Origin of the sequence: Modestobacter excelsi (genome assembly GCF_005930495.1) — a bacterium.
In the GTDB taxonomy this organism is placed as follows: Bacteria; Actinomycetota; Actinomycetes; order Mycobacteriales; family Geodermatophilaceae; genus Modestobacter; species Modestobacter excelsi.
Window position 1 is genome coordinate 102,928 of the sequence record NZ_SJEX01000006.1, and the last position, 20,438, is coordinate 123,365.

16 protein-coding genes and 1 pseudogene are annotated in these 20,438 nt (G+C 71.0%); 6 read left to right on the forward strand and 11 right to left on the reverse strand.

The annotated features are described in order from the left end of the window. The first annotated feature begins 31 nt into the window (after nt 1–31). The 4 genes from FHL80_RS04090 to FHL80_RS25210 all read left to right on the forward strand — a co-directional run bounded on the left by FHL80_RS04090 (nt 32) and on the right by FHL80_RS25210 (nt 3,991). Nucleotides 32–1,180 (forward strand): DUF2332 domain-containing protein, encoded by a 1,149-nt coding sequence (locus tag FHL80_RS04090; RefSeq protein ID WP_216870405.1) that lies wholly within the window; start codon nt 32–34, stop codon nt 1,178–1,180. A gap of 369 nt (nt 1,181–1,549) precedes the next feature. Next, the gene (locus tag FHL80_RS04095) at nt 1,550–2,692 is read left to right on the forward strand and encodes a M23 family metallopeptidase (protein WP_216870406.1); all 1,143 of its coding nucleotides are present in this window, start codon (nt 1,550–1,552) and stop codon (nt 2,690–2,692) included. Between the two features lie 182 nt (nt 2,693–2,874). Next, on the forward strand, nt 2,875–3,660 hold the full coding sequence (locus FHL80_RS04100) for an alpha/beta fold hydrolase (RefSeq protein WP_138732167.1): 786 nt from the start codon (nt 2,875–2,877) through the stop codon (nt 3,658–3,660). A 139-nt stretch (nt 3,661–3,799) separates the two neighbouring features. Next, nucleotides 3,800–3,991, forward strand: a complete 192-nt coding sequence (locus FHL80_RS25210; protein ID WP_216870407.1) for a hypothetical protein — start codon at nt 3,800–3,802, stop codon at nt 3,989–3,991. Between the two features lie 322 nt (nt 3,992–4,313). On the opposite strand, the gene FHL80_RS04110 is transcribed toward FHL80_RS25210, so the two are convergent. From FHL80_RS04110 to FHL80_RS04135, 7 genes and pseudogenes are all read right to left on the reverse strand, one after another. Continuing rightward, on the reverse strand, nt 4,314–5,453 hold the full coding sequence (locus tag FHL80_RS04110) for a M23 family metallopeptidase (protein ID WP_216870408.1): 1,140 nt from the start codon (nt 5,451–5,453) through the stop codon (nt 4,314–4,316). Nucleotides 5,454–5,830: 377 nt separating this feature from the next. Further along, nucleotides 5,831–6,793 (reverse strand): RNA polymerase sigma-70 factor, encoded by a 963-nt coding sequence (locus tag FHL80_RS04115; RefSeq protein WP_138732168.1) that lies wholly within the window; start codon nt 6,791–6,793, stop codon nt 5,831–5,833. After that, complete coding sequence (locus FHL80_RS04120) at nt 6,790–7,629, reverse strand: NAD-dependent epimerase/dehydratase family protein (protein ID WP_246078446.1); 840 nt, start codon at nt 7,627–7,629, stop codon at nt 6,790–6,792. Before FHL80_RS04120 ends, FHL80_RS04115 begins: the two co-directional genes overlap by 4 nt. 1,026 nt (nt 7,630–8,655) lie before the next feature. Next, a complete protein-coding gene (locus tag FHL80_RS04125) occupies nt 8,656–9,300 on the reverse strand; it encodes a site-specific integrase (RefSeq protein ID WP_138732169.1) in 645 nt (214 codons plus the stop codon). 247 nt (nt 9,301–9,547) lie between these two features. After that, nucleotides 9,548–10,525 carry an IS481 family transposase gene (locus tag FHL80_RS04130; RefSeq protein ID WP_138732170.1) on the reverse strand — a complete coding sequence of 326 codons (978 nt, stop codon included), beginning with the start codon at nt 10,523–10,525 and terminating at the stop codon, nt 9,548–9,550. 286 nt (nt 10,526–10,811) lie between these two features. Continuing rightward, a pseudogene (locus tag FHL80_RS26095) lies at nt 10,812–10,984 on the reverse strand (transposase); the annotation flags it as partial. A gap of 30 nt (nt 10,985–11,014) precedes the next feature. Beyond that, complete coding sequence (locus FHL80_RS04135; protein WP_138732171.1) at nt 11,015–12,457, reverse strand: TRAFs-binding domain-containing protein; 1,443 nt, start codon at nt 12,455–12,457, stop codon at nt 11,015–11,017. 205 nt (nt 12,458–12,662) lie between these two features. On the opposite strand from FHL80_RS04135, the gene FHL80_RS04140 reads away from it, so the two are divergent. Then, on the forward strand, nt 12,663–14,345 hold the full coding sequence (locus tag FHL80_RS04140; RefSeq protein ID WP_138732172.1) for a patatin-like phospholipase family protein: 1,683 nt from the start codon (nt 12,663–12,665) through the stop codon (nt 14,343–14,345). A 324-nt stretch (nt 14,346–14,669) separates the two neighbouring features. Here the strand turns inward: FHL80_RS04140 and FHL80_RS04145 are convergent, their stop codons facing one another. Genes FHL80_RS04145 through FHL80_RS04155 form a run of 3 tightly spaced genes read right to left on the reverse strand, consistent with a single transcriptional unit; the run spans nt 14,670 to nt 18,952 of the window. Then, nucleotides 14,670–17,288 (reverse strand): DUF6777 domain-containing protein, encoded by a 2,619-nt coding sequence (locus FHL80_RS04145; protein WP_138732173.1) that lies wholly within the window; start codon nt 17,286–17,288, stop codon nt 14,670–14,672. Further along, entirely contained in the window at nt 17,288–18,088 is an 801-nt protein-coding gene (locus tag FHL80_RS04150) for a hypothetical protein (RefSeq protein ID WP_138732174.1), read from the reverse strand. Before FHL80_RS04150 ends, FHL80_RS04145 begins: the two co-directional genes overlap by 1 nt. Nucleotides 18,089–18,097: 9 nt before the next feature. Beyond that, complete coding sequence (locus FHL80_RS04155) at nt 18,098–18,952, reverse strand: VWA domain-containing protein (RefSeq protein WP_138732175.1); 855 nt, start codon at nt 18,950–18,952, stop codon at nt 18,098–18,100. A gap of 322 nt (nt 18,953–19,274) precedes the next feature. Here FHL80_RS04155 and FHL80_RS26665 point away from each other — a divergent pair, with 322 nt between their 5' ends. Beyond that, nucleotides 19,275–19,409, forward strand: coding sequence for a hypothetical protein (locus tag FHL80_RS26665; protein ID WP_281283426.1), 135 nt, complete (start codon nt 19,275–19,277; stop codon nt 19,407–19,409). 384 nt (nt 19,410–19,793) lie between these two features. Here FHL80_RS26665 and FHL80_RS25215 read toward each other — a convergent pair. Then, a partial coding sequence (locus tag FHL80_RS25215; RefSeq protein WP_216870409.1) for a hypothetical protein occupies nt 19,794–20,438 on the reverse strand: 645 nt, incomplete at its 5' end.

Consider the following 20,438-nt stretch of genomic DNA (forward strand, 5'->3'; position numbering starts at 1 on the left):
CGGGCAGGAGACCGCCGACGAGCCTGAGGGCGTGGATCCGGATCGTCGGGCGACGGTGGCCGAGCAGGCCCGCTCGATCGCGGCGGCCTGGTCCCCGCCGGACGCGCGGCCCAGCTGGTGGCTGACCGCTGCGACGTTCACCGCGATCGCTGAGGACGACGAGCTGCTCGATCTGGCCGCGGCGGTGCCGCTGGACCGGCTGCCACCGCTGGTGCTCAGCGCCGCGGTCAAGTTCCACCTCGACGAGCGCGGCCCGGCGCGGCTGGCCGCCTGCTATCCGCGTCCCGGCGGCGTGCAGCCACCGCCGGACGAGGGGTTCCGCCCGGCGCTGCGGGCCTTCGCCCGGTCCGAGGCCGTTGCCCTGGCTCGGCTGTGCCGTGAGCACCGCTACCAGATGAACGAGGTCGGCCGGTGCCTGGACGTGGTCCCCGCGCTCGCCGCGGTCGCTGCGGAGGACCCGCGGCCTCTGGCGCTGGTCGACCTCGGCACCGGTGCCGGCTTGGGCCTGCACCTGGACCGTTACCACTACACCTACCGCCTCCCCGACGGCACCGAGTCGAGCGCCGGGGACCTGGGGTCCCCGGTGCAGCTGTCCTGCATCGTGCGCGGTGGGCGGCGGCCACCGGTCCCGCCCCGGCCACCCGCCGTGGCGCTCCGGCTGGGCGTCGACGCCGAGCCGCTGGACCTCACCGACACCACCACCGCGCGGTGGCTGGCCGCCTGCGTGCCGCCGGAGGTGGACGCGGTCACCAGGTTCGCCGCCGCCGTCGAGGTGGCCCGAGGGCACCGCGCGCCGAGCCTGCGCGGTGACCTCGTCGACATGCTGCCCACGGTGATCAGTGAGCTCCCGCCGGACGTGCTGCTCTGCCTGGTGGACACCTACGTCCACGTGTTCCTGCCGCCGGAGCGCCTGACTGCCTTCCGGGAGGCCGTCGCGCAGATCGGGCAGGTCCGCGACGTGGAGTGGATCTCGGTCGACCCGCTCGTCCCCCTGGGGTCGGCCGCGACCGGGACGGTGCAGGGCCTGGAGGTCCCCCCGGACTGGCTGCGGGACAACCGGGACGGCGGCGTGTTCGGGGTGATCGGCCGGGTGAGCATCCGGAACGGGGTGCGCCGCGGCGCCGTACTGGGCCGAGCCCACCCCGGCGCCGCGTGGTTGGAGTGGACCGCGGGGCCCTGACGGTCACCAGGTCGGCAGGCTGTCGAGGTACAGCAGTGGGACGACGTCACCCCAGAGGTCGGTCGAGTGGACGGCATCGGCGACCGTCACCACCACGCCACGGGACCGCCGAGCGCCGAGCACGTGCCTGTGGCCCGGCGTCGCCCCCCGCCACCTCCATCCGGGCAGGTGTGGCGACGAGCCCGACGGCGAGCAGTCGCGTCGCGCGCCAGCGACGTGCCGCACTGCGGAGACGGTAGGTGCTCGATGAGCGCGACCGGGGTCAGGGCGCCGGGGCTTTGTGTCGCGGCAACGGCCGGAGCACTCGGGATGGGGCTGGCGGCGTGCGCAGGGGAAGTCGGCGGCGGCGGCGGCGGGGACAGAGCCGCCGTGGTCGAGGAGGTGCTGACGCCGATCGTCGCGTCCGTCAGCACCGAGCCGACACCGGTGACCGGCACGGACGGCCGGGTGCACCTGGCATACGAGCTGCTGCTGATCAACGCCACGACGACGGAGGCGAGCATCGACTCCGTCCAGGCGGTCGGCGGCGAGACCGATGAGGTGCTGGAGGAGTACGCCGGCGACGACCTGCTCTCCCATGCCCGTGTCGTCGGCGAACAGGACACCGGGACGACGGTCGAGCTGCGGGGTGGACAGGCTGCCTTCGTCTGGCTCGACGTCACGGTGGAGGACCGTGAAGCGCTGCCTGACGGGCTCCGTCACGAGATCGCGGTGACGTTCGCCGAGGCACCCAATCCGTTGCTGCCCGCCGAGCTGACGGAGACCGTGGCCCAGACGCCCGTCAGCGACATCCCGGCGCCGGTCATCGCTTCGCCGCTGGACGGGTCGAACTGGCTGACCGGCAACGGCTGTTGTGCGGAGGTCAGCCCACATCGCGGTGCCGCCAACCCCATCAACGGGCAGTACTTCTTCGCCGAGCGCTTCGCCATCGACTGGGTCCAGCTCGACGAGGACATGCAGATCTTCGACGGCGAGCCGACCGAGATGTCCAGCTATGCCTACTACGACGCACCCGTCCACGCCGTGGCCGACGGCACGATCGTGGCGGTGGTGGACCACCTCCAGGATCAGCCGCCCGGCTCCGACCCGGCGCCCGGGACCTTGCAGGTCACCGAGTTCGGCGGCAACCACGTCGTGCAGCGCTTCGAGCAGAACGGGCACACCTACTACGCCTTCTACGCCCACCTCGCGCCAGGCAGCACCAGCGAGTACGTCGAGGTGGGCCACGAGGTGGACGCCGGCGATCAGATCGGCCGGCTGGGGAACTCGGGCAACACCAACTCCCCACACCTGCACTTCCACGTGATGGACAGTCCCAACCCGCTCGCGAGCAACGGGCTGCCTTTCGTCCTCGAGTCGCAGGAGCTGGTGGGGACCGCCGCCGGGGACGACGCCCTGGAGGCCGCCCTGCAGGGCGAACCGCTGCAGCTGACGCCCGCCGGACCCTTGGGCGAGAGGGAGGACCAGATGCCGCTCATGCTGGACGTCACCGACCTGCGGCCCGCGACGTGACCGTGGAGCCTCGGCCGCGCGTCACCATCCGCCTGGCGGCCGTGCTCGCGATCTCGACACTCGCGCTGGCAGCCTGCACGAGCGCGAGCGCGTCTGATGACGGGGCCGATGATCTCGGGCCCGGTGAACTGCAGTCCCGGTCGGTGGACATCGGGGGCGGGCGTGAACTCTTCCTCGAGTGCATGGGTGAGGGCGCCCCCACGGTCATCCTGGAGTCCGGCATCCACGACTCCAGTGAGTACTGGACTGTCAGCCAGTTGCTGACGCCGGCCGTCGGACCACCCGTGATGCAGGCTCTGGCCGAGACGAACCGCGTCTGCCGGTACGACCGTCCCGGCACGGTCGTACCCGGCGAGCCCAGAGCCATCACCGACCGGTCGACGCCCGTGCCCATGCCGCGCACGGTGGCCGACTCGGTGGCCGACCTGCACGCGCTGCTCCAGGCGGCCGAGGTGCCCGGCCCCTACGTCGTCGTCGCGCACTCGTGGGGCGGGATGATCGGCCAGCTGTACGCACGGACCCATCCCGAGGAGGTCGCCGGCCTCGTCCTCGTCGACGCCTTCGCCCCCGCCCTGCGCGGTTTGCTCGCCGAGCAGTGGGAGACCTACATCAAGGTGGTCAACGACCCGCCGGGCGAGACGCTCAACGCGCTGGAGGACTACGAGAAGTTCGACATCGACGCCAGTGTGGAGCAAGTCCTGGAGGCACCGCCGCTTCCCGACATCCCGCTGGTCGTGATGTCCAAGACCGCCCCGTTCCCCGACTTCCCCCCGGACGCCGGGATGACGACGGCCGACCTCGAGGCCGTCTGGCCCGCCGCGCAGCAGACCCTGGTGGACTTGCTTCCCAACACGCGGCACCTGATCGCGACGGGCAGCATCCACTACATCCAGGTCACTGAGCCCGACCTGGTCACCTCCGCCGCTCGCCTCGTCATGTCGCGCGCCGCCGGTGCCCCCGACGGTTGACCGGGCCGTAGCCGAGCGGGCTCCTCGACGTGGTGGGCGTCATCGGCGCTGTTCGCATGAATGCTGCACATCCCGGGCTGCCGCTGCCGCGGGCATCGCCGTCGAGGTCCTCTCCGGAGCCACCGGCGCCATCGACACCGTGAACGAGGCCGGCAGCGCCCCCGCACAGCAGGTCCACGAGACCCTCATGGCGCTGCTGCACTCCGACTTCGCCGCCGTCGCCACCACCGCGACCTGGACCAGTGCCGTCGAGCAGGGTCAGACCCTGACGGGCAGCGACCTTGGTACCTGCGCGGTACAGGGCCGCGCCGCCTACGGCACCACGCCGTGAGCGCCTCCCGTCACGCCCCCGGGGCGCGCTCCTCGCTGTCCGCGCCCGGGGGCGTGAGGGTGCACCTCACCGCCCACGAACGAGAAGGTCCTCGACGCTCCCGCCGAGCCCCCTCCGATGTCTACGGCTGAGCGCTCCGTCTTCAGGGGTGCAGGCGTGTGCGGAAGCACCGTGTCCCCCTCGGCCACAGTCTCACCCCAGTGTTCCGCAGCTCAGGAGCCCAGGTGTCTCCGTGTCAGGGCCGAACAGTGCCTGGGTCAGCAGCGATCCTGCACAGGTGGATGTCCCCGGTCGGGCGGGTGCCTTGAGGGGGCGTCTCGGTTCAGCCGGGGAAGTCGAGGATGTCGAGATCGAGCGGGTACTGCTCCGTCCGCGGTTCTGGGGTCGGCAGGAGGTGCTCGTCCCACACCCCCTCGAGCGAGGTGGCCGCGGCGAACTGGGCCGCGTCGATGTGTCCGACCACGTCGAAGGCGTCGTAGGTGTAGGGCAGTCCGCTGGAGCCGAGCACCGACTCCCCGTCCATCAGGTGGAAGTGCAGGTGCGGCGCCGAGGTGTTCCCGCTGTTGCCCAGCAGGCCCAGGACCTCTCCCCGGCGGACACGGTCGCCCGGCGCCACGGTGACCGACCCCTTCTGCAGGTGGGCGTAGAAGGCGTAGCGGCCGTCGCCCAGGTCGAGGACCACGTGGTTGCCGTCGACGTTCTCCAGCGTGATGGTCGATGGGTCGGGCAGCGAACCAGGGACCTGGTCGTCGAGGGAGTCCAACGTGGCCACGACTGTGGCGTCGGCGACGGCGAGGACCTCGGCGCCGTAGGCGCGATAGGACTTCACGTCCGCCGGGTCGCCGGCGACGAGTCGTCCCTCCTCGTCGAGGCGCATGTAGTCGATGGCGAACCGCTGGGTGTCGGCGAGGCGCCCGTTCACCGGGAGCACGGTGTTCCGGTGGATGCCGTCGGCGCCGCAGCAGCCGTTGATCGCCACCCAGCCGTCCCCGGCCAGGGGCGGACCGACGACAGGTGGCGTGCCGGACAGCTCGTACGGCGCAGCCGTGTAGTCCAGCGGCCCGGGGGTGGTGCTGCCGTCGAGGGGCGCTCCGGTGACCAGGAACCGGTGGACGAGGGCGGAGGGGACGTCCGCGGGCGAGGCGAAGGACAGGTGCATGAGCACGAGCCGGGAGACGAACGGTTCGATCTCCAGTGAGCCGGCGGGCACCTTGCCGGTGAGGTCTCGCAGCACGTCGGGCAGGTCGTCCGTAGCGACGGTGGCGATCACCCGGTCGGGGTCGTTCGCGTCCAGCACGCGGATCTCCTGCAGCGTCGCCGGCACCGGCTTGGCGTTGGTCAACTGGATCTCGTACACCACGTGCAGCCGGCCGTCGGTGCCGAGGACCGGCGCAGCGCCCGGGTCGAGGGTCGACGCCACCACGGGCGTGAACTGATCGGCGGGCGCGGCCGGACCGGCCACCGGCGCAGCCGGCGAGCCGGCCCCCGCCGTGGCACAGCCGGTGGCCAGGAGAGCCGCCGCCAGGGCTGCTCCACACCTGAGCCGCATGAGCCGGCCCGTCCTGGAGCTGAGCCGTGGCGCTGTTGCGTTCTCGACCATGGATCCTCCTCGGACAGAGATCCGGCGCACCGGAGTGGGGCCCGAGCACGGTCCCGCACGCAGCCCCCGCTCGCACGCCGTCCTGCCCGGGAGGGTCTCCTTTCTCGGCGGCCGCGCGCGCCACTACTCCCGGTGCCCCGCCGGTGGACCCGGCGACCCGGCGGTCTCACCACGGCCTGACCTCGTGCAGCAGGTAGGACGCTCCACAGCGGGTGCCAGCTGGGTCATGGTGGGCCCGGTCACGGGGGCACCACGCCGTTCTCCAGCCGCTCGTCCGGGCGACCCGCGGGTCGGCGGGCCCGGTTCGCCTCGCGGATGACCGCCCAGGCGTCCGCCACCGGACCCACGTGCCCGAGCTTGTCGGGGTTGAGCACGGCGCGGATGGTCTGGATCCGGCCGTCGAGGACGTCGAGCGCCCAGGTGTTGATGACCTTGCCGTCGCGGTCGCGGAAGATCGCGCCCGGCTGCCCGTTCACCTCGTGCGGCTCCACCACGCCGCCGATCTGGAGGAACGGCGGGACGAGCGCGGCGAGCACCCGGGCCACGTTCTCGGCGCCGAAGATCCCGCTGCCCCATTGCGGGGCCTTCCCGCCGCTGTCCCCGACCAGCTGGACGTCGGCAGCGAGCAGTTTCCGGACGCCGTCGACGTCGCCGTCCTCGAAGGCGTGCAGGAACCGCCCGGCCAGCTCGTCCCGCTCCCGGCGGCCGGCCTCGAACCGAGGGCGGCCGGCCTCCATGTGCCGACGCGCGCGCACCACGAGCTGGCGGCAGGCCGCTTCCGACCGGCGCACGACCGACGCGATCTCCGGAAAGCCGAAACCGAACACGTCCCGCAGCACGAAGACGGCGCGCTCGAGCGGGCTGAGCCGCTCGAGCAGCAACAGGGCCGCCATCGACACCGAGTCGGCCAGCTCCGCGGAGCGCTCTGGATCAGCGTAGGGGTCGGTCAGCAACGGCTCGGGGAACCACTGCCCGACGTACTCCTCCCGCCGGACGCGGGCCGAGCGGAGCACGTCGATCGCGACCCGGGTCACCACGGCCGAGAGGAAGGCCTTGACCGACCTGGGTCGTGTCGGGGAGGTCGAGTAGCGCAGCCAGGTCTCCTGGACCGCGTCCTCGGCCTCGCTCACGCTGCCGAGCATCCGGTACGCGATCGAGAACAGCAGCGGCCGCAGGTCCTCGAACTCCTCCGCCCGGGTCATCCGAGTTCCACCTCGGGACCCAGCCGCCATGACGGGTGGCGCAGCTCCCAGCCGAGCTCCCGCTTCGCCTTGACGGTGGAGAACCCGCGCCCCTCGGTCATCATCGTGACCACCGCGTCCCCCGCCAGCGGCCGGGCCAGCCACGCGGCCACTCGCCTCGGTGGCTGTCCTGCCGCGCACGCCGCCAGGTAGGGCAGCCACTGGCTGGCTGGGGCCGGCTCGTCGTCCACGATGTTGAACACGCCTCTCGCCTCGTGCTCCACGGCCAGGACGGTCGCGCTCGCCGCGTCGTCGAGATGCACACACGAGGTGTAGCCGGTCCCGCCGCCGACGAGCGGGAACCACCGCTTGCGCACGGGCTCGACCAGCGCGGCGGTGGCGCCCGGGCCGTAGAGCCAGCCGTGACGCAGGACCGCGCCGTCGGCCTTGGCGACCGCGTCCTCGACGTAGCGGATCGCCTCCCACCCCTCGCGCGCGTTCGTCGGGTCCGGGTCCAGCGGGTCCTCCTCGGTCTTCACCCACCCGCCCCGGCGGATCCCGTTCCAGCCGGCGTAGCTCTGCGCCACGACATGGGACACGCTCGCCGCCTCGGCGGCGGCCAGCAGGTGGTCCGTCACCTCGGTGCGCAGCCGGATGGTCTCGGCGAACCAGCGGTCCATGTGCTTCATGTCGGGCTCTCCTGCGATGGCGGTCATCTCGTGCACGATCGCGTCCGGCCGGGCCGCAGCCACCGCCCCGCCCACCGAGGCCGCCTCCAGACCGTCCATCACGACCGCCTCGGCGCCCAACCGCTCCAGCGACCCCAGCTTGGCCGCGCTCGTCGTCGTAGCCGTCACCTGGTGTCCCCGAGCCACGAGCTGCGGCACCAGCCGCCTCCCACCACCCCGGTCCCACCTGCCACGAACACCCGCATCGCCATCACTCCCCTGATCTCCGGAATCGACTCCCGGTCCGGAGACGAGACAGCCGCAGCCATCTGTGACACGGGGAGGGAGCAGTCGGGAGAACCGGCGCTCTCACTCCTGGGTGAACCGCCCGGGATCGCTGGGCGCTCGCGTGCAGGCCTCGAAGGCGCTCGGGACACCAGCGCGAACCCGGCCCGGATCAGCCCTCGATCCGGCGGTGGGGGATCCCTGTCGCTCTTCCCGCTGCGCGACCACCGGCCGACGCTCCCCTTCAGGACTCGAACCGTTCCATCGACCACGTTGGTCATGAGCACACGGTCCCCGTCCGGCGTGACCCCCGACGCTCGTGGGGCTGCTGCCGACGGGGACCCACGCCGTGACGACGCCGAGATCTGCATCCACCACGCGATGGTGCCGTCGTCCACGTCGGCGGTGTAGAGGTGTCGACCGTCCGGGGCGTAGGTGACGTCCGAGGGTCATGGCTGAGGACCCCACCTGTCTGCCTGCCACGGCCAACTCAGGATCTCGTCTCGGAGGGATACGGCCGCGCTCCTCCGGTGATCATGTCCGCGGCCTGAGCCAGTGCATCGGCACCGCGCTGACCGGCGCCGGTCGCAGCGTAGCCGAGCACCTCGTGCGCAACGTGTTCACGCGCGAGGAAAGCGCGGGCGGCGACGGTCTCGGACGGCGACGCTGCCCACGGCGAGGACGGACGGCGACGCCCGGGGGACTCACCGTGACGGTGCCCCCGCGCCACGACGTCGACCCGGATGAAGGGGTCGTTCCGCTGGCCTCTATCAGCGGACGGCCGAGAGTTGTGTGCGTATGTGGGCGTGTCGCCCTTCGGACGCCGCCTCACCCCGGGATCCTGCAGGTCAGGAGCCCGGGGTGGTTCCTTTCGGGGCCAGGAAGTGCGCCGTGATACCACTTTGATACTTGGCGGCTCGGGCGCTGAAGTCAGCCGTCGAGCAGCGCGGCGAAGCGGGCGGCGGCTTCCCGGCCCATGCCGGGGTGCACGTGCTGGTACACGGTGAGCGTGATCGTCGCGCTGGCGTGGCCGAGCCGTTCAGAGACGACCTTGACCGGCTCGCCGGCGGCCAGCAGCAGGGTCGCGTGGGTGTGCCGGAGATCGTGCAGCCGGATGATCGGCAGCAGCTCCTCCCCCACCGCCCTGCGCACCTGGAGCTCGCGTTCGACGAACAGCCGGGAGAACCGCTCCGGGTGACGGTGGTTGCCGTCCAGGGTGCCGAGCACCAGGGCGATGTCCCGGACCAGGTCCAGGGCTACCGACCCGCGGACCGCGCGGTAGGCGCGCAGCGCAGCGACCGTGCCGGCGTCCAGGTCGACGACGCGGGACTGACCGGTCTTGGTTGCGCCCTCGACCAGCTGCTCGCCCTTCCCCTTGTCCTTGACCACGCCGACGCTGCGGCGGACGGCGACCCGCCCGGCATCGAGGTCGACGTCCCGCCAGCGCAGTGACAGCCCCTCACCGCGACGCATGCCGGTGTAGGCGAGCAGCCGCCACGCCATGGCGATGTCGCTGTCATGCTCCTCGGCCCACCGCAGGAACCGGGCGAGTTCGGGTGCGGTCCAGGCGTGCATCTCCGGCGGCCGCGCCTGCGACGGGCTCGGCGGGGTGGATCGGTCGGTGGGGTTGACGGCGAGCCGGCCGTGCTTGACCGCGTCAGCGAGTGCAGACCGGAGGATGGTGTAGACGTAACGGACGTGCGGGGTGACAGTCCACCCTGACCGTCAGCCCGACCCGACGCCTCCAACGTGCGCATCCGGGCATCGACCGCCGTCCCGGTGAGCCGGTCCCATCGGAACAGACCCTAGGTGTACCCGGCCATCAGGTTGGTGTCAGGCGGCTGATCGGGGGCAGGCCGCCGAGTGCTGAGTGGCGGCGTCGAGTGTTGTAGTGCTGGATCCAAGGGGCAAGGGCGGCGGCGCGCTGCTGGTTGCTGGTGAACACCTGCCGGTAGGCCCACTCGGTGGCCAGGGTGCGGTTGAGGCGTTCGACCTTGCCGTTCTGCCAGGGGCAGTGCGGTCGGATGAACTTTTGCCGGGCACCGAGCTGGGCGCACACGCCCTGGAGTGAGTACCGGTAGGCCCAGGCGTTGTCGGTCATCACCCGCTCGATGCGGTCGATGCCGTGGTCGGCGAAGTAGGCCGCGGCCCGGGTCAGGAAGCCGGCGCAGGTGGTGCCCTTCTCATCGGGAAGCACCTCGGAGTAGGCCAGCCGGGCGAAGTCATCGACCAGTGAGTGCACGTAGTCAAAGCCCAACGGGGTCTTCTTCTTGGCCGTCTCGGCCCCCACTCCGCGGCCGTAGGCGCGCCAGCCACCTCCCTCGGGGATGCGCCCGAGCTTCTTCACGTCCATGTGCACCAGCTCCCCGGGCCGGGACCGCTCGTAGCGGGTCGCGGTCTGCTTGAAGGAGCGGATCACCGCACCGGTGATCGGGTCCAGAGCACACAGCCGGGGCTGCCCGCGGCGGACCAGGACCCGGGACACGGTGCGGGCCGGCACCCTCAGCTCGGCGCCGATCCAGGCCGGACCCCGGCGCTCCCGGGCACGGAGCTCGATGATCTGGTCCTCCACCTCCACCTCCACCTCCACCGGGGTCCGGGTCGGGCTGGTGTGCGGGCGGCTGGACCGGTCGGCCAGCCCGGCCTCGCCCTCGGCGTTGTAGCGGCCGATCCAGGTCCGCACGCACTTGCGGGAGATCCCCATCGCCGCGGCGATGTGTGACTGCTTCCAGCCGGCGGCGTGCCGGTCGACGATCAGCTTGCGGCCGTGCACGGTCAGGCGGGCATTACCGTGGGACACGAGAACCTCCGGGCGGATGTGGGCCTTCGACAAGCCACACCCCACTCGGAGGGTCTCCTGCGTTCAACCCCAACCCACCGTCACCAACGTCATGGCTGGGTACACCTGGGTGTGGCGCGATGTGCAGGCGCACGTTCTTCCGGTAGCTCGCCAGCGTCCCGGGTGCCAGCCGCTGCCCGACGAGCCACTCGGCGAGGAAGGCGCTCAGGCGCTGTTTGGACGGGTAGACCCACTCGCCGGTCTCGGTCCTGCGGTTCGCGGACTCGTCCTTGCCTCCACCGCCCCGGTCCGCGGCCGAGGAAGGCGCCAGGCCGTCCTCCCGGTCGGCGAGCTTCAACCAGCGGGCCAGATAGGACTGCGAGGTCCCGAAGTCCCGAGCGGTCTGAGCGATCGACGCTCGCCCTCGCGAGCCACGGCGATCACGTCTCGCCGGAACTCCGGCAGGAACGGCTTGGGCACGGTGCTGACCCTTTCAGCGAGGCCGCAGCCTCACGGGCAAGGAGTCACCCAACTGGGGCGGTCCCGATCGAGTCCGCTGATGAGGGCGTCCAGCCAGGTCACCTCGACGCCCCGCGTGGCCCGCGCACGCCGGATGAGGCGCAGGTTGCCGGCGGTCGTGCTGCGCTGCCATCGCTCCGGTTGCTGACTCCGGCACTCGCCGAGAGCTCTCGCTGCCCGCTCCGGGTCGTCGTCGAGGACGGCCAACTCCAGCCGTGTGGCGGACACCCAGTAGTCCACGGCCTCGGTCTGCGCCCGCTGCTCCAGCGCGTACCGGACCACGGGCATCAACTCGCCCTTCGTGGCCAGGCTCACCGGTGTCCCCTGCACGTCGAGCAACGTCACCGCGTTGACGCCCGGGTAGTAGTCCCGCCAGTCGGCCTCGAAGCCGCGGACGTACTGGTCCACCGCCTTCTGTAGCAAGGCCGCGGCTGCGAGGTGGTCGCCCGCCGCATCAGTCTCGATCCACTGCGCCTTGAACACGCGGCCGCGGAGGCCGTACGTCTCGGACGACGCACCCCGCTCCTCCTCCAGCTCGTCCAAGAGTGACAGAGCCGTGGCGCGTCGCTCGTCCCGGTGCGCGGTGTCCGGGTCCTCCGCCAGCCGGTTGTGGGCGAAGGCCACGAGCTGCCGGACAGCGGGCTGGCGGCGCAACCGGTGTGGCATCTCGGCGTGGACCTCGATCATGGAGCTCCAGTCGCCAAGCGCGCGGTAGGCGAGAAGGAGGTCGGTCCAGACGCCGAGGTCGGCCGTGTCGGTCTTGCGGATGCTCGCGTGGAGGTCGTGGACGGTGGCACGTGCTTCTTCCGGCTCCGTGTCCGCGGAGCCCGCCATCCGCCGAACGGCCTCAAGCCGTCGCTTGAGGGCCTCTCCGGACCGGACTTGCTCTCGGAAGCTGTTGGCGGCCGCCGCCGGTAGCTGCTGCGGTCGCCACGCCGAGACCAGCTGGAACAGAGGGCTGTCTGCTACGTCTTCCTGTCGCGCCAGCTCACGTAGCGAGGTCAGGTGCTCGGCGGTACTCGCCCGCAGTCTCTCGGCCGACTTCGCGCTCAGCTTGTTCTTCGCCGTCAGCTGGTAGTCCTGCGTACGCAGGAGGCCGACGTCGAACGGCAGGGGCTTTTGGGCGGCGTACACGGTGAGCGTCGTGCGGGGCCGTGCAGCGTGGCGGACGCCGAGCTCGTACAACACGTTGGGGTTGGCCGTCGTCAGGTCGGCAACCGCAAAGTCACACAGCAGCAGCCGCTCGAACATGGCCTGGTGGATGATCCCGCCGAGCTTCTCCTCGTCGGCCCGGATCGGCGTCATCCCCGCGTCCTCGATGCCCGGCCGCAGCCCCCGCTGATAGACGGCGTCAAAGTCGATCGCCGCGCCACCGGCGGGATCGGACTTCCTGCCGAAGGGCATGAGCACGAAGCACAACGGACGGTCGGGCATCGCTCCCCCTCACGCCAGGTGCTCGGACACCCCGGCGTCGCGGCCGCCTCCCGGGCCGCGCGAGGCCCAGAGTGCACCCGAGCGAGCCGGATCGGGTCGGTTTCCGTGATGGCCCGCCGAACGGGGCGCAGCACCGGTGACGTTCCGGCGCGGATCAGCCAGGGTGCTGACTGTCACTAGCGGCCGAACAGAAGGTGCGCCCACGATGCTCGAATCCCCCGCCGCGGTGGCCGTCAGCGGTCACATGGTCGACACCCCCGATCGCGAGGTACCGCGGTTCCCACCCGGTCAGATCGGGCGCGTGGCTCGAGAGGTCGACGAGGCGTTCGACGCCTGGAAGGTCGGTCCCGGGACGACGGTGGTCTGCGGTGGGGCCCGCGGTGCGGACATCCTCGCGGCCGAGGCCGGACTGCGACGGGGCGCCCGCATCCGGGTGTGCCTGGCCCTGCCGCCGGACGAGTTCGAGCGGCGTTCGGTCGACCTGCCGGGCAGCGACTGGTCAGCCCGCTTCCGCGAGCTCCTGCAGCGCAGCGAGGTAGAGGTCCCGCCTCCTGGCGAGGCCGCGCCCGACGACGAGGACGCCTTCGCCCGGGCCAACGTCCGGCTGGTGGAGGTGGCTGGGCTTCTGGCGGCGTCGCCGAACGCGCTGCTGGTATGGAACGGGAAGGGCGGCGACGGGCCCGGGGGGACTCTCGATTTCGTCCGACGTCTCGGGTTCACCCGTCCCGGCCCGCGCGTCCGCGTCATCGACCCGACGCCGCGCCGGTATGAGGACCGGCAGGAGGCACCGGGCCCCAAGAAGCTGCTGACGCTGGACGGCGGCGGGATCCGCGGAGTCCTGACGCTGGAGGTGCTCGCCGAGCTCGAGCAGCAGTTGCGGCGCCGCCGAGGCGACACCGAACTGGTCCTGTCCGACTACTTCGACTACATCGGCGGGACGAGCACGGGCGCGATCATTGCCGCGGCCCTGGCCATGGGGAAGCCGGTCGAAGAGGTCCGGGAGCGGTACGAGACCCTCGGACGCAAGGTCTTCCGGCGACGGTTCCTGCCGATGCGCCTGCGGTCCCTGTACCGAGACGGCCGGCTGACCGAGGAGCTGGAGGGCTTCTTCGGGCCCGGCACCACGCTGGGCGATCCGGGGTTTCGGTCCCTGCTGCTCGTCGTCCTGCACAACACCGTCACAGACTCCCCGTGGCCGCTGAGCAACTGCACCCGGGCCCGGTACAACAGCGCCGACCGGTACCTCAACACCGAGCCGGATCGGAACCTCGACCTGCCGCTGAGCACGGTCATCCGGGGCAGCACCGCGGCTCCGGTCTACTTCCCGCCCCAGCGGATGCGGGTCGGGGCCGCCGACTTCGTCTTCCAGGACGGCGGGATGACACCGTTCAACAACGCCGCCCTCTTGCTCTTCCTCATGGCGACCCTGTCCGAGTACGGGTTGTGCTGGCCGGCCGGGGAGGACGAACTCCTGATCGTGTCCGTGGGCACTGGCTCGGCGGCGTCCGTTCATCCCGGGCTACTGCCCCACAGAGCCGGCCTGCTGTTCAACGCGGCCAACTTCCCAGGTGTCTTCATGCGGGGGGCCTCCGTGGGCCAGGACCTGGTCTGCCGGTCGCTGGGCCGGACCCGCGCAGGGGACGAGATCGACCGGGAGTTCGGCGCCCGCCTGGACGCCGTGGCGCCCGGCGGCCGGAACCTGTTCACCTACCTCCGCTACGACGCGGACCTGGCCGAGGACGCGCTCGCCGTCCTCGGCGTCCCCCAGCGCGACCGCGGCCGGCTGCGGAAGCTCGACGCCGTCGGCGCCGTGCCCCTGTTGCAGGCGGTCGGCCGAGCGGTGGCCGGCCAGGTCGATGTCGACGGCCACCTAGCCGGCTTTGACTGAGTAGGCCGTGCCGGTGCTGCGCGCTACTCATCTGCTGCGTGCTCCACTGGGGAGTGGCAGGCAACCCCGGCGGCTCCCGGTCCATCCTCGTACGGCCCTGCCGCCTTACGACGTGCACTGCCGTGCCGCCAGGCAGTACTGAGCCGATCGGCAGCGCGAGCCGTTGACCAATTACCGATGGGTTGCCGCGGCATGTGGCCGCACGAGGGGAGGGGCGAAACACCCGGCCGCGCTTCGTCGCCATGCCGTCGTGACGCGCCGGTCACCTTGGCAGCGCTTGTTGCGTGCCCTCAACACGATGCCCTCTGTCCGGCGGACGGGACTTCATCCCTCAACGGCCTCCTGACTGGACGGCGCCGGACTCGACGCCGCCGGACTCGACGCCGCCGGACTCGACGCCGCCGGACTAGACGGCGCCTGACGCGCCTGACTCGACGGCACCTGACTGGCCGGCGCCGGACTCGACGCCGCCGGACTCGACGCCGCCGGACTCGACGGCGCCGGACTCGACGCCGCCGGACTCGACGCCGCCGGACTCGACGCCGCCGGACTCGACGCCGCCGGACTCGACGGCACCGGACTCGACGGCACCGGACTCGACGGCACCGGACTCGACGGCACCGGACTCGACGCCGCCGGACTCGACGGCACCGGACTCGACGGCACCGGACTCGACGGCACCGGACTCGACGGCACCGGACTCGACGGCACCGGACTCGACGGCACCGGACTCGACGGCAACGGACTCGACGGCAACGGACTCGACGGCACCGGACTCGACGGCGCCGATGCCCGTTCGGCCCCAGACGAGACAGCGACCGACGGACCTGACGGCTGCGAGGTGGGCGGAGTGCTCCCTCCACTCCCTGATCCGGAGGTCTCACCGGTCGGGTCGCCCGGTTCGACCCGCGTGCTGGACTTCGTTGGTCCGATCGAGGATTCATCCGCCGTTCTCGGCGACGACGGCTCCGGCTCGGGCGCATCCGACATCGCACGGGCGGCTTCGGTCTCGGCGGGTGGGGCGGGGTGGTCCTCCTCGCCCTGAGTCCCCCGTGGCCGGGCGATCACGACGTCGTTGTCCGGCACTGCATCGCCGTCCGGGAGCACGAGGACGAACTCGGAGAGCGGCGCGGCCGCCGGCTGGATCACCGTCACCCTCTCGGCTGAGAAGCCCGCCCAAGGTGATGAATCCACCTCGTAGCTCGTCACGGGCTCGTGGTCTGGTGGTCTCAAGGGATTCCCGCACGCACATCGGACCCGCGGGGTGCCCCGCTCGTCGATCAGGACCGCCGTTCCGGCTTGCAGGATGGACTGGAGCGGTAAGGCGCTCCCATCGCGGTAGTCGTGGTTGGTGACTGCCGTGTCGGTGCGGAGTGTCACGGGTGTGAGCCCGCCGAGGTACTCACGAATCCCACTGGGCTGGATGCCCTGGATGCTCGCCCAAGCCCGCGCCTGAGACGGATGGGTCTCCAGGAACGTCGCGATGGCGAGCGTGTCGCAGGTGTTGGCGTTGGCACCGCCGTAGATGCCCGGGTTGTCCCCGGTCACGGTGCCGTCCGGCGTCTCGATGGGCGGCTGTCCGCTGTCTGCGCCGCTGGCGTCCGGGGTGAAAGGCGCAGGGCCGGTCACGTCCGCCGGCTCGGCTCGCACCACAGCGGTACTGGAGGACCCGAGCACGACCACGGCCGTCACCACCAGCGCGACGGCGAGGAACAGGACGCCGGCGGCCGCCAGCCCGGGCGAGAGTCCGAGCGCCCCGAAGAAGCTCGTCGGAGGAGGCTGTCGCCGCGGTCTCGCGACGGTCGCCACGGACGCGCCGGTCGAGGCAGGGGTGATGTCGCCCGAACCTGAGCCTGCGTCAGCAGGCGGCAGGGGCGCGGGTTCCGGGGCGACGTACGGGACCTCAATCGGCGGCGGCGGGGGCAGCACGCCACCGGGCACACCGATCGGTTCACGCTCGGAGCCGGAACCAGCCGTCGGTGTTCCGTGCAACCGCGTGTGACGCTGCTCGGACTTCGTCACCCAGTCGTACTCGGTGATGACGATCCGTCGATTGCCGGCCAAGACGGCCTCGAGGTCCATCTCGGACTTCCAGGCGGGGTCGCAGCAGGCACGCAACTGGCCGGCGACCCGGTCCACGTCGGAGTCCTGGAGGACTGCGAGCTGCTGCCAGACGGGGGTCTCGAAGGGTGCGGTGAAGTCCCGGTGGCTGAAGATCAGGTTGTCCTCGTTGTAGAGCTCCCAAGGACGTGCGCTGCGCGACAGAGCGAGCAGTGACAGGTAGATGACCAGCGCCGGGAAGGTGTCCATCCACGGACCCCACCGGTCACCCGCGCGCTGGTAGTTGCGGTGCCCGCTCTCGATCGGTGGCCTCTTCCCCTCGAACGAGCGGATCCACGCGCAGTCGAAGTCGACCAGCCGCAAGGTGCCGTGCTCGTCCACGAGCACGTTGCCGTGCTGCAGATCGCCATGTGCGAACCACGCGGCCTGCATCCGCTTGATGAGGTCACGCCACAGGCCGGCCAGAGCCGCGATCGCCTGGAGGTCCCCCTGCTGCACGAGGTGGTCCGCATACCGGTCCAGGGTCCGGCCTTCGACCCACTGCATGCGGATCATCGGGAACTGCCGCTCGCCGATCCGGATCGCGTTGTCCGCCCACTCTGCCAGGGCGACGTTCGGCCCCAGGCCCGAGTCCCGGAGATGCCCACCGAGAGCCGTGTAGCGCTCCCGGCTCGACACGTCCTCCCTGATGAAGAAGCGCAGAGCCTGGGGCTCACCGGCCACGTACGCCTTGAAGACGACGGCGGTGCTCCCTGAGGCGGGCATCGGAATCCCGAGCAACGGGTGCACCTCGAAGCGGGCCTGCTGCAAGCTCTCCTCGGCGAAGACGTCCGCGGGGTGCTGAACGGCTCGCACGTAGTCGTCCGCGCTGGGGTACTCCATCACAGACACACCACCACGAGCTCGGGGTCCGATTCACTGACGAGGATCCGCATCAGGGTCACGTCGTCGTTCTTCATGACGCCGGCAACCCTGCTGTCGGCGACGAACTGGGCGAAGACGTCGGGATGCGAGAGGTGGGACAGGAAGTCCCAGACGCGGCCGTCGCCCTCGAGTTGGCGCGTCCGGAGGATCCATTCCGCCAGCGCGTCGGTGGCGAGGAACAACTCGTCGTCCGACTGGAGTCCGTGATTGGCCGACGTCAGCTGTTGCATCATCAGCGGAAGGGCCGCCGGCCTTGTGTCAACGCCGTCGGGATGGAGTCCGAAGTCGTCCGGGGCAAGCGGCGGGAAGTGCACGAGCAGGGCACCTCGCCGGACGTGGAAGAGGACTGTATCGCCGAGTGCGACCGCCCGCCACCAGGGCGCGGGTCCGTCGGCGTCCCTGATCTCGCACCCGAGCAGGGTGGCGAACGAGCCGTCGGCGAACGCGTGTTCTTCGAAGATGGTGCCGAACGTCTGCGGAGCGGCCGCGACCCAGGCCTGCTGGACGGCCGTGAACCACCGCAGCATCGATGGAGGATCCAGTTCCGGCGCGTCCCCGTCCTGGTCGGTGAAGGAGGTGACCAGGTGGTCGACCCAGCGGATGGCGTCATATGCCTCGGTGGCACCATCGGCGAGCACGAATCGGGGATTGCGGCCGCGACCCACGTCCCCGACGTCTCCCATGGCGCCGTCCTCCCACTCGTGGGGGTGGCTGCCGTCCTTCTGGAGCCAGAAGGTCACCATCCGCGTGTTGAACATCGCCGGGCCTCATCGGCCTGGGAGCTCGGCCGCACGCGTACCGATCTCGAGGAACTTGACCAGTGCCTCGAGGTCGGCGTTGAAGCACATCGCCCGGGCCCCGGGGAGGACCGCCACGCCGGCTGCCTGGGCGTTGCGGACCATCGGCGCAGGAAGTGGACTGCTCATGTCGAACAACTGCGGGCCGGGGTCGGGGAAGTGGTGCCCACTCGTGGGGAAGAAGGCCGGTTCCCCCTCGGAGGACAGGAAGACGTTGAAAAGCAGGGTCGGTCCATCGAGCGTTTCGACCGTCTCCAGCCGCTTGGCCCATTCAGCCAGTTCGGCTCCTTCGTACGGGCTGTCCGTCACCAGGCCGTCGGTGATGTTGATGACGATGGGCGGGAACGACTCCGGGTGGTCTTCGACCCATTCGAAGACATGCCCCCCGGCGACCGCAATCGCCTCGCACATCGGTGTCCTGTACCCGTACACCGGCTCCACCCAGATGGGCATCTTCGTGGTCGCCGCCATGGCGTCCACGGAGGGCTCCTCGCGGATCGCCAGCGGTGCGCCCGCCAACTCCGACAGCGGGATGATGCCTCGACCGGCGAGCCTGCCCCCGAATGCGGACTCGACGCCCTCCCCGCCTTCCATCGGCCGTGCCCCGTACCCGAGCACGAGAACGTGGAAGTAGTCGCGGACGGCGCCGCCGACCTCTTTCGTGGCCTTGATGCACAGGTCGAAGAGGAGGCGGTTGATGGCTCGGGCTGCTCCATCAGCGAGCGTCATCCCCGAACTCCGCCATGGCAACCCCATCGATTCCGACCTGTCGAGCAGGATCACGATGCAGCCCGGGTTCTGGCGGGAGAACGTGTGGTCGTACATCAGTGGCCTCCGGTCAGGTCTCGGCTGCGCCAGTGGCATCGGTGAGACGCCGACGTGGGTCGATCCGCGTCGGCGGCCATGGCTGTCCAGATCGCCAGCTCCAGCCGAACTCGCACGTCCGGCAGCCGAACCGGTACCCCGAAAGGGCTGCCTCCGCGGTGAGACGGAACCCGCCGCAGCGCGGACACTGCGCGATGAGCGATGTCCGGAGGTACGAGCTCAACTCCCGGGAGCGAGTGTGTCGCGCTGCTGCGGTGTCCTTTGGATCCACGGGCCCGGTTCCCCCTCCCCGCCACCGGTCGCTCGGTACCGGGAGCACGAGGTGCAGGTGCTCACTTCCCGGCTCCGGGGGCAGCCGGTCCTCGACCGGGTCCTCGACCGGGTCCTCGACCGGGTGCCCGGCGGGCTCGGCGGGCTCGGCGGGCTCGGCGGGCTCGGCGACATGGCGGGCCGCTAGAACGACTGCCGGGTCGGCCGTCACGCCGCAGGCCATAGCCTCCGCAGGGTCCTCCGCGTGCCGTCTCCGGTCCCGGTCTCGGTCCCGGGCTACCTCAAAGCGTCTTGCTCTGGCCAGGACGATGCCGGCGAGCGCCGTCAGGGCCAGTCCACCCAGGAGGACCGGCATGCTGGGGAACCAGACCGAGCGGACCACCGTGACGCCCAGCGCTCCGCCGGCTGCGACCGCAATTACGCTGGCCGCAGACAGCAGGAGGGTGGGCGACGGGCGGTCCCGGGACGTGGTCATCTGCTCGTCACGTGCACCCGGCCGGCGTCACCTGGACCGGACGGCGATCGAACGCCCGGGGACGACGCCAGGGCGCGGGAGGGTGCTCGAACATCGTCAGGGATGACCGATCTCGCGGATGCGCTCGTCCCGGAGCTCGGCGCAGAGACGGTAGAAGCGGTTGGCCAGCGTCATGCGCCGCCGGTCGATGAAGATGAACACGGACAGGCCCTCACGGACCCAGAGCACGAGCCCGCTCTTCACGAAGCGGTAGGTCAGCTTCAGCACGACGGGCACGAGGACCAGCACGACCGCGAGGACCAGCAACGTGACGACTGCCGACACGAACGTCCCTCCTGTCCCCACCAGCACTGCCCGTCCCAGGGCCGCGTACGTGAGCCAGTACGCGAGCACGATCGCCGATGGGATCAGGACCCACAGCACGGCGGGCAGGTACAGCTTCAGCCGCGATGGCTGGGAGACCACCGAACCGTTGATGTACTCCAGTGAGCCGTCTTGGTAGGTCACGGCACCGAAGAGCCCGATCTTGAGCGAGGCGACGCGCTCGGTCGTGACCGCGGCGAAGCTGTGTGTGCCGATTCCCCACAAGCCCATGACGCCCATGTAACGGGTCTCGACGATGTCTTCGCCGGACGGGATGAACTGCGCGAAGAGGATCTCCAGCGCCCTCCCGTCGTCGGCCTTGGCCCGGGCCAGGACGCCCTCTGCGAGGGGCTGTGCGGCGGCGGGGTGCTGTGGGGC

What these genes read in the sequence shown, in the direction of transcription:
- FHL80_RS04100 (WP_138732167.1), top strand. Translation starts at nt 2,875, where the DNA reads ATGGGTGAGGGCGCCCCCACGGTCATCCTGGAGTCCGGCATCCACGAC.
- FHL80_RS04115 (WP_138732168.1), bottom strand. Translation starts at nt 6,793, where the DNA reads ATGACCCGGGCGGAGGAGTTCGAGGACCTGCGGCCGCTGCTGTTCTCG.
- FHL80_RS04125 (WP_138732169.1), bottom strand. Translation starts at nt 9,300, where the DNA reads ATGCACGCCTGGACCGCACCCGAACTCGCCCGGTTCCTGCGGTGGGCC.
- FHL80_RS04135 (WP_138732171.1), bottom strand. Translation starts at nt 12,457, where the DNA reads ATGCCCGACCGTCCGTTGTGCTTCGTGCTCATGCCCTTCGGCAGGAAG.
- FHL80_RS04140 (WP_138732172.1), top strand. Translation starts at nt 12,663, where the DNA reads ATGCTCGAATCCCCCGCCGCGGTGGCCGTCAGCGGTCACATGGTCGAC.
- FHL80_RS04145 (WP_138732173.1), bottom strand. Translation starts at nt 17,288, where the DNA reads ATGGAGTACCCCAGCGCGGACGACTACGTGCGAGCCGTTCAGCACCCC.
- FHL80_RS04150 (WP_138732174.1), bottom strand. Translation starts at nt 18,088, where the DNA reads ATGTTCAACACGCGGATGGTGACCTTCTGGCTCCAGAAGGACGGCAGC.
- FHL80_RS04155 (WP_138732175.1), bottom strand. Translation starts at nt 18,952, where the DNA reads ATGTACGACCACACGTTCTCCCGCCAGAACCCGGGCTGCATCGTGATC.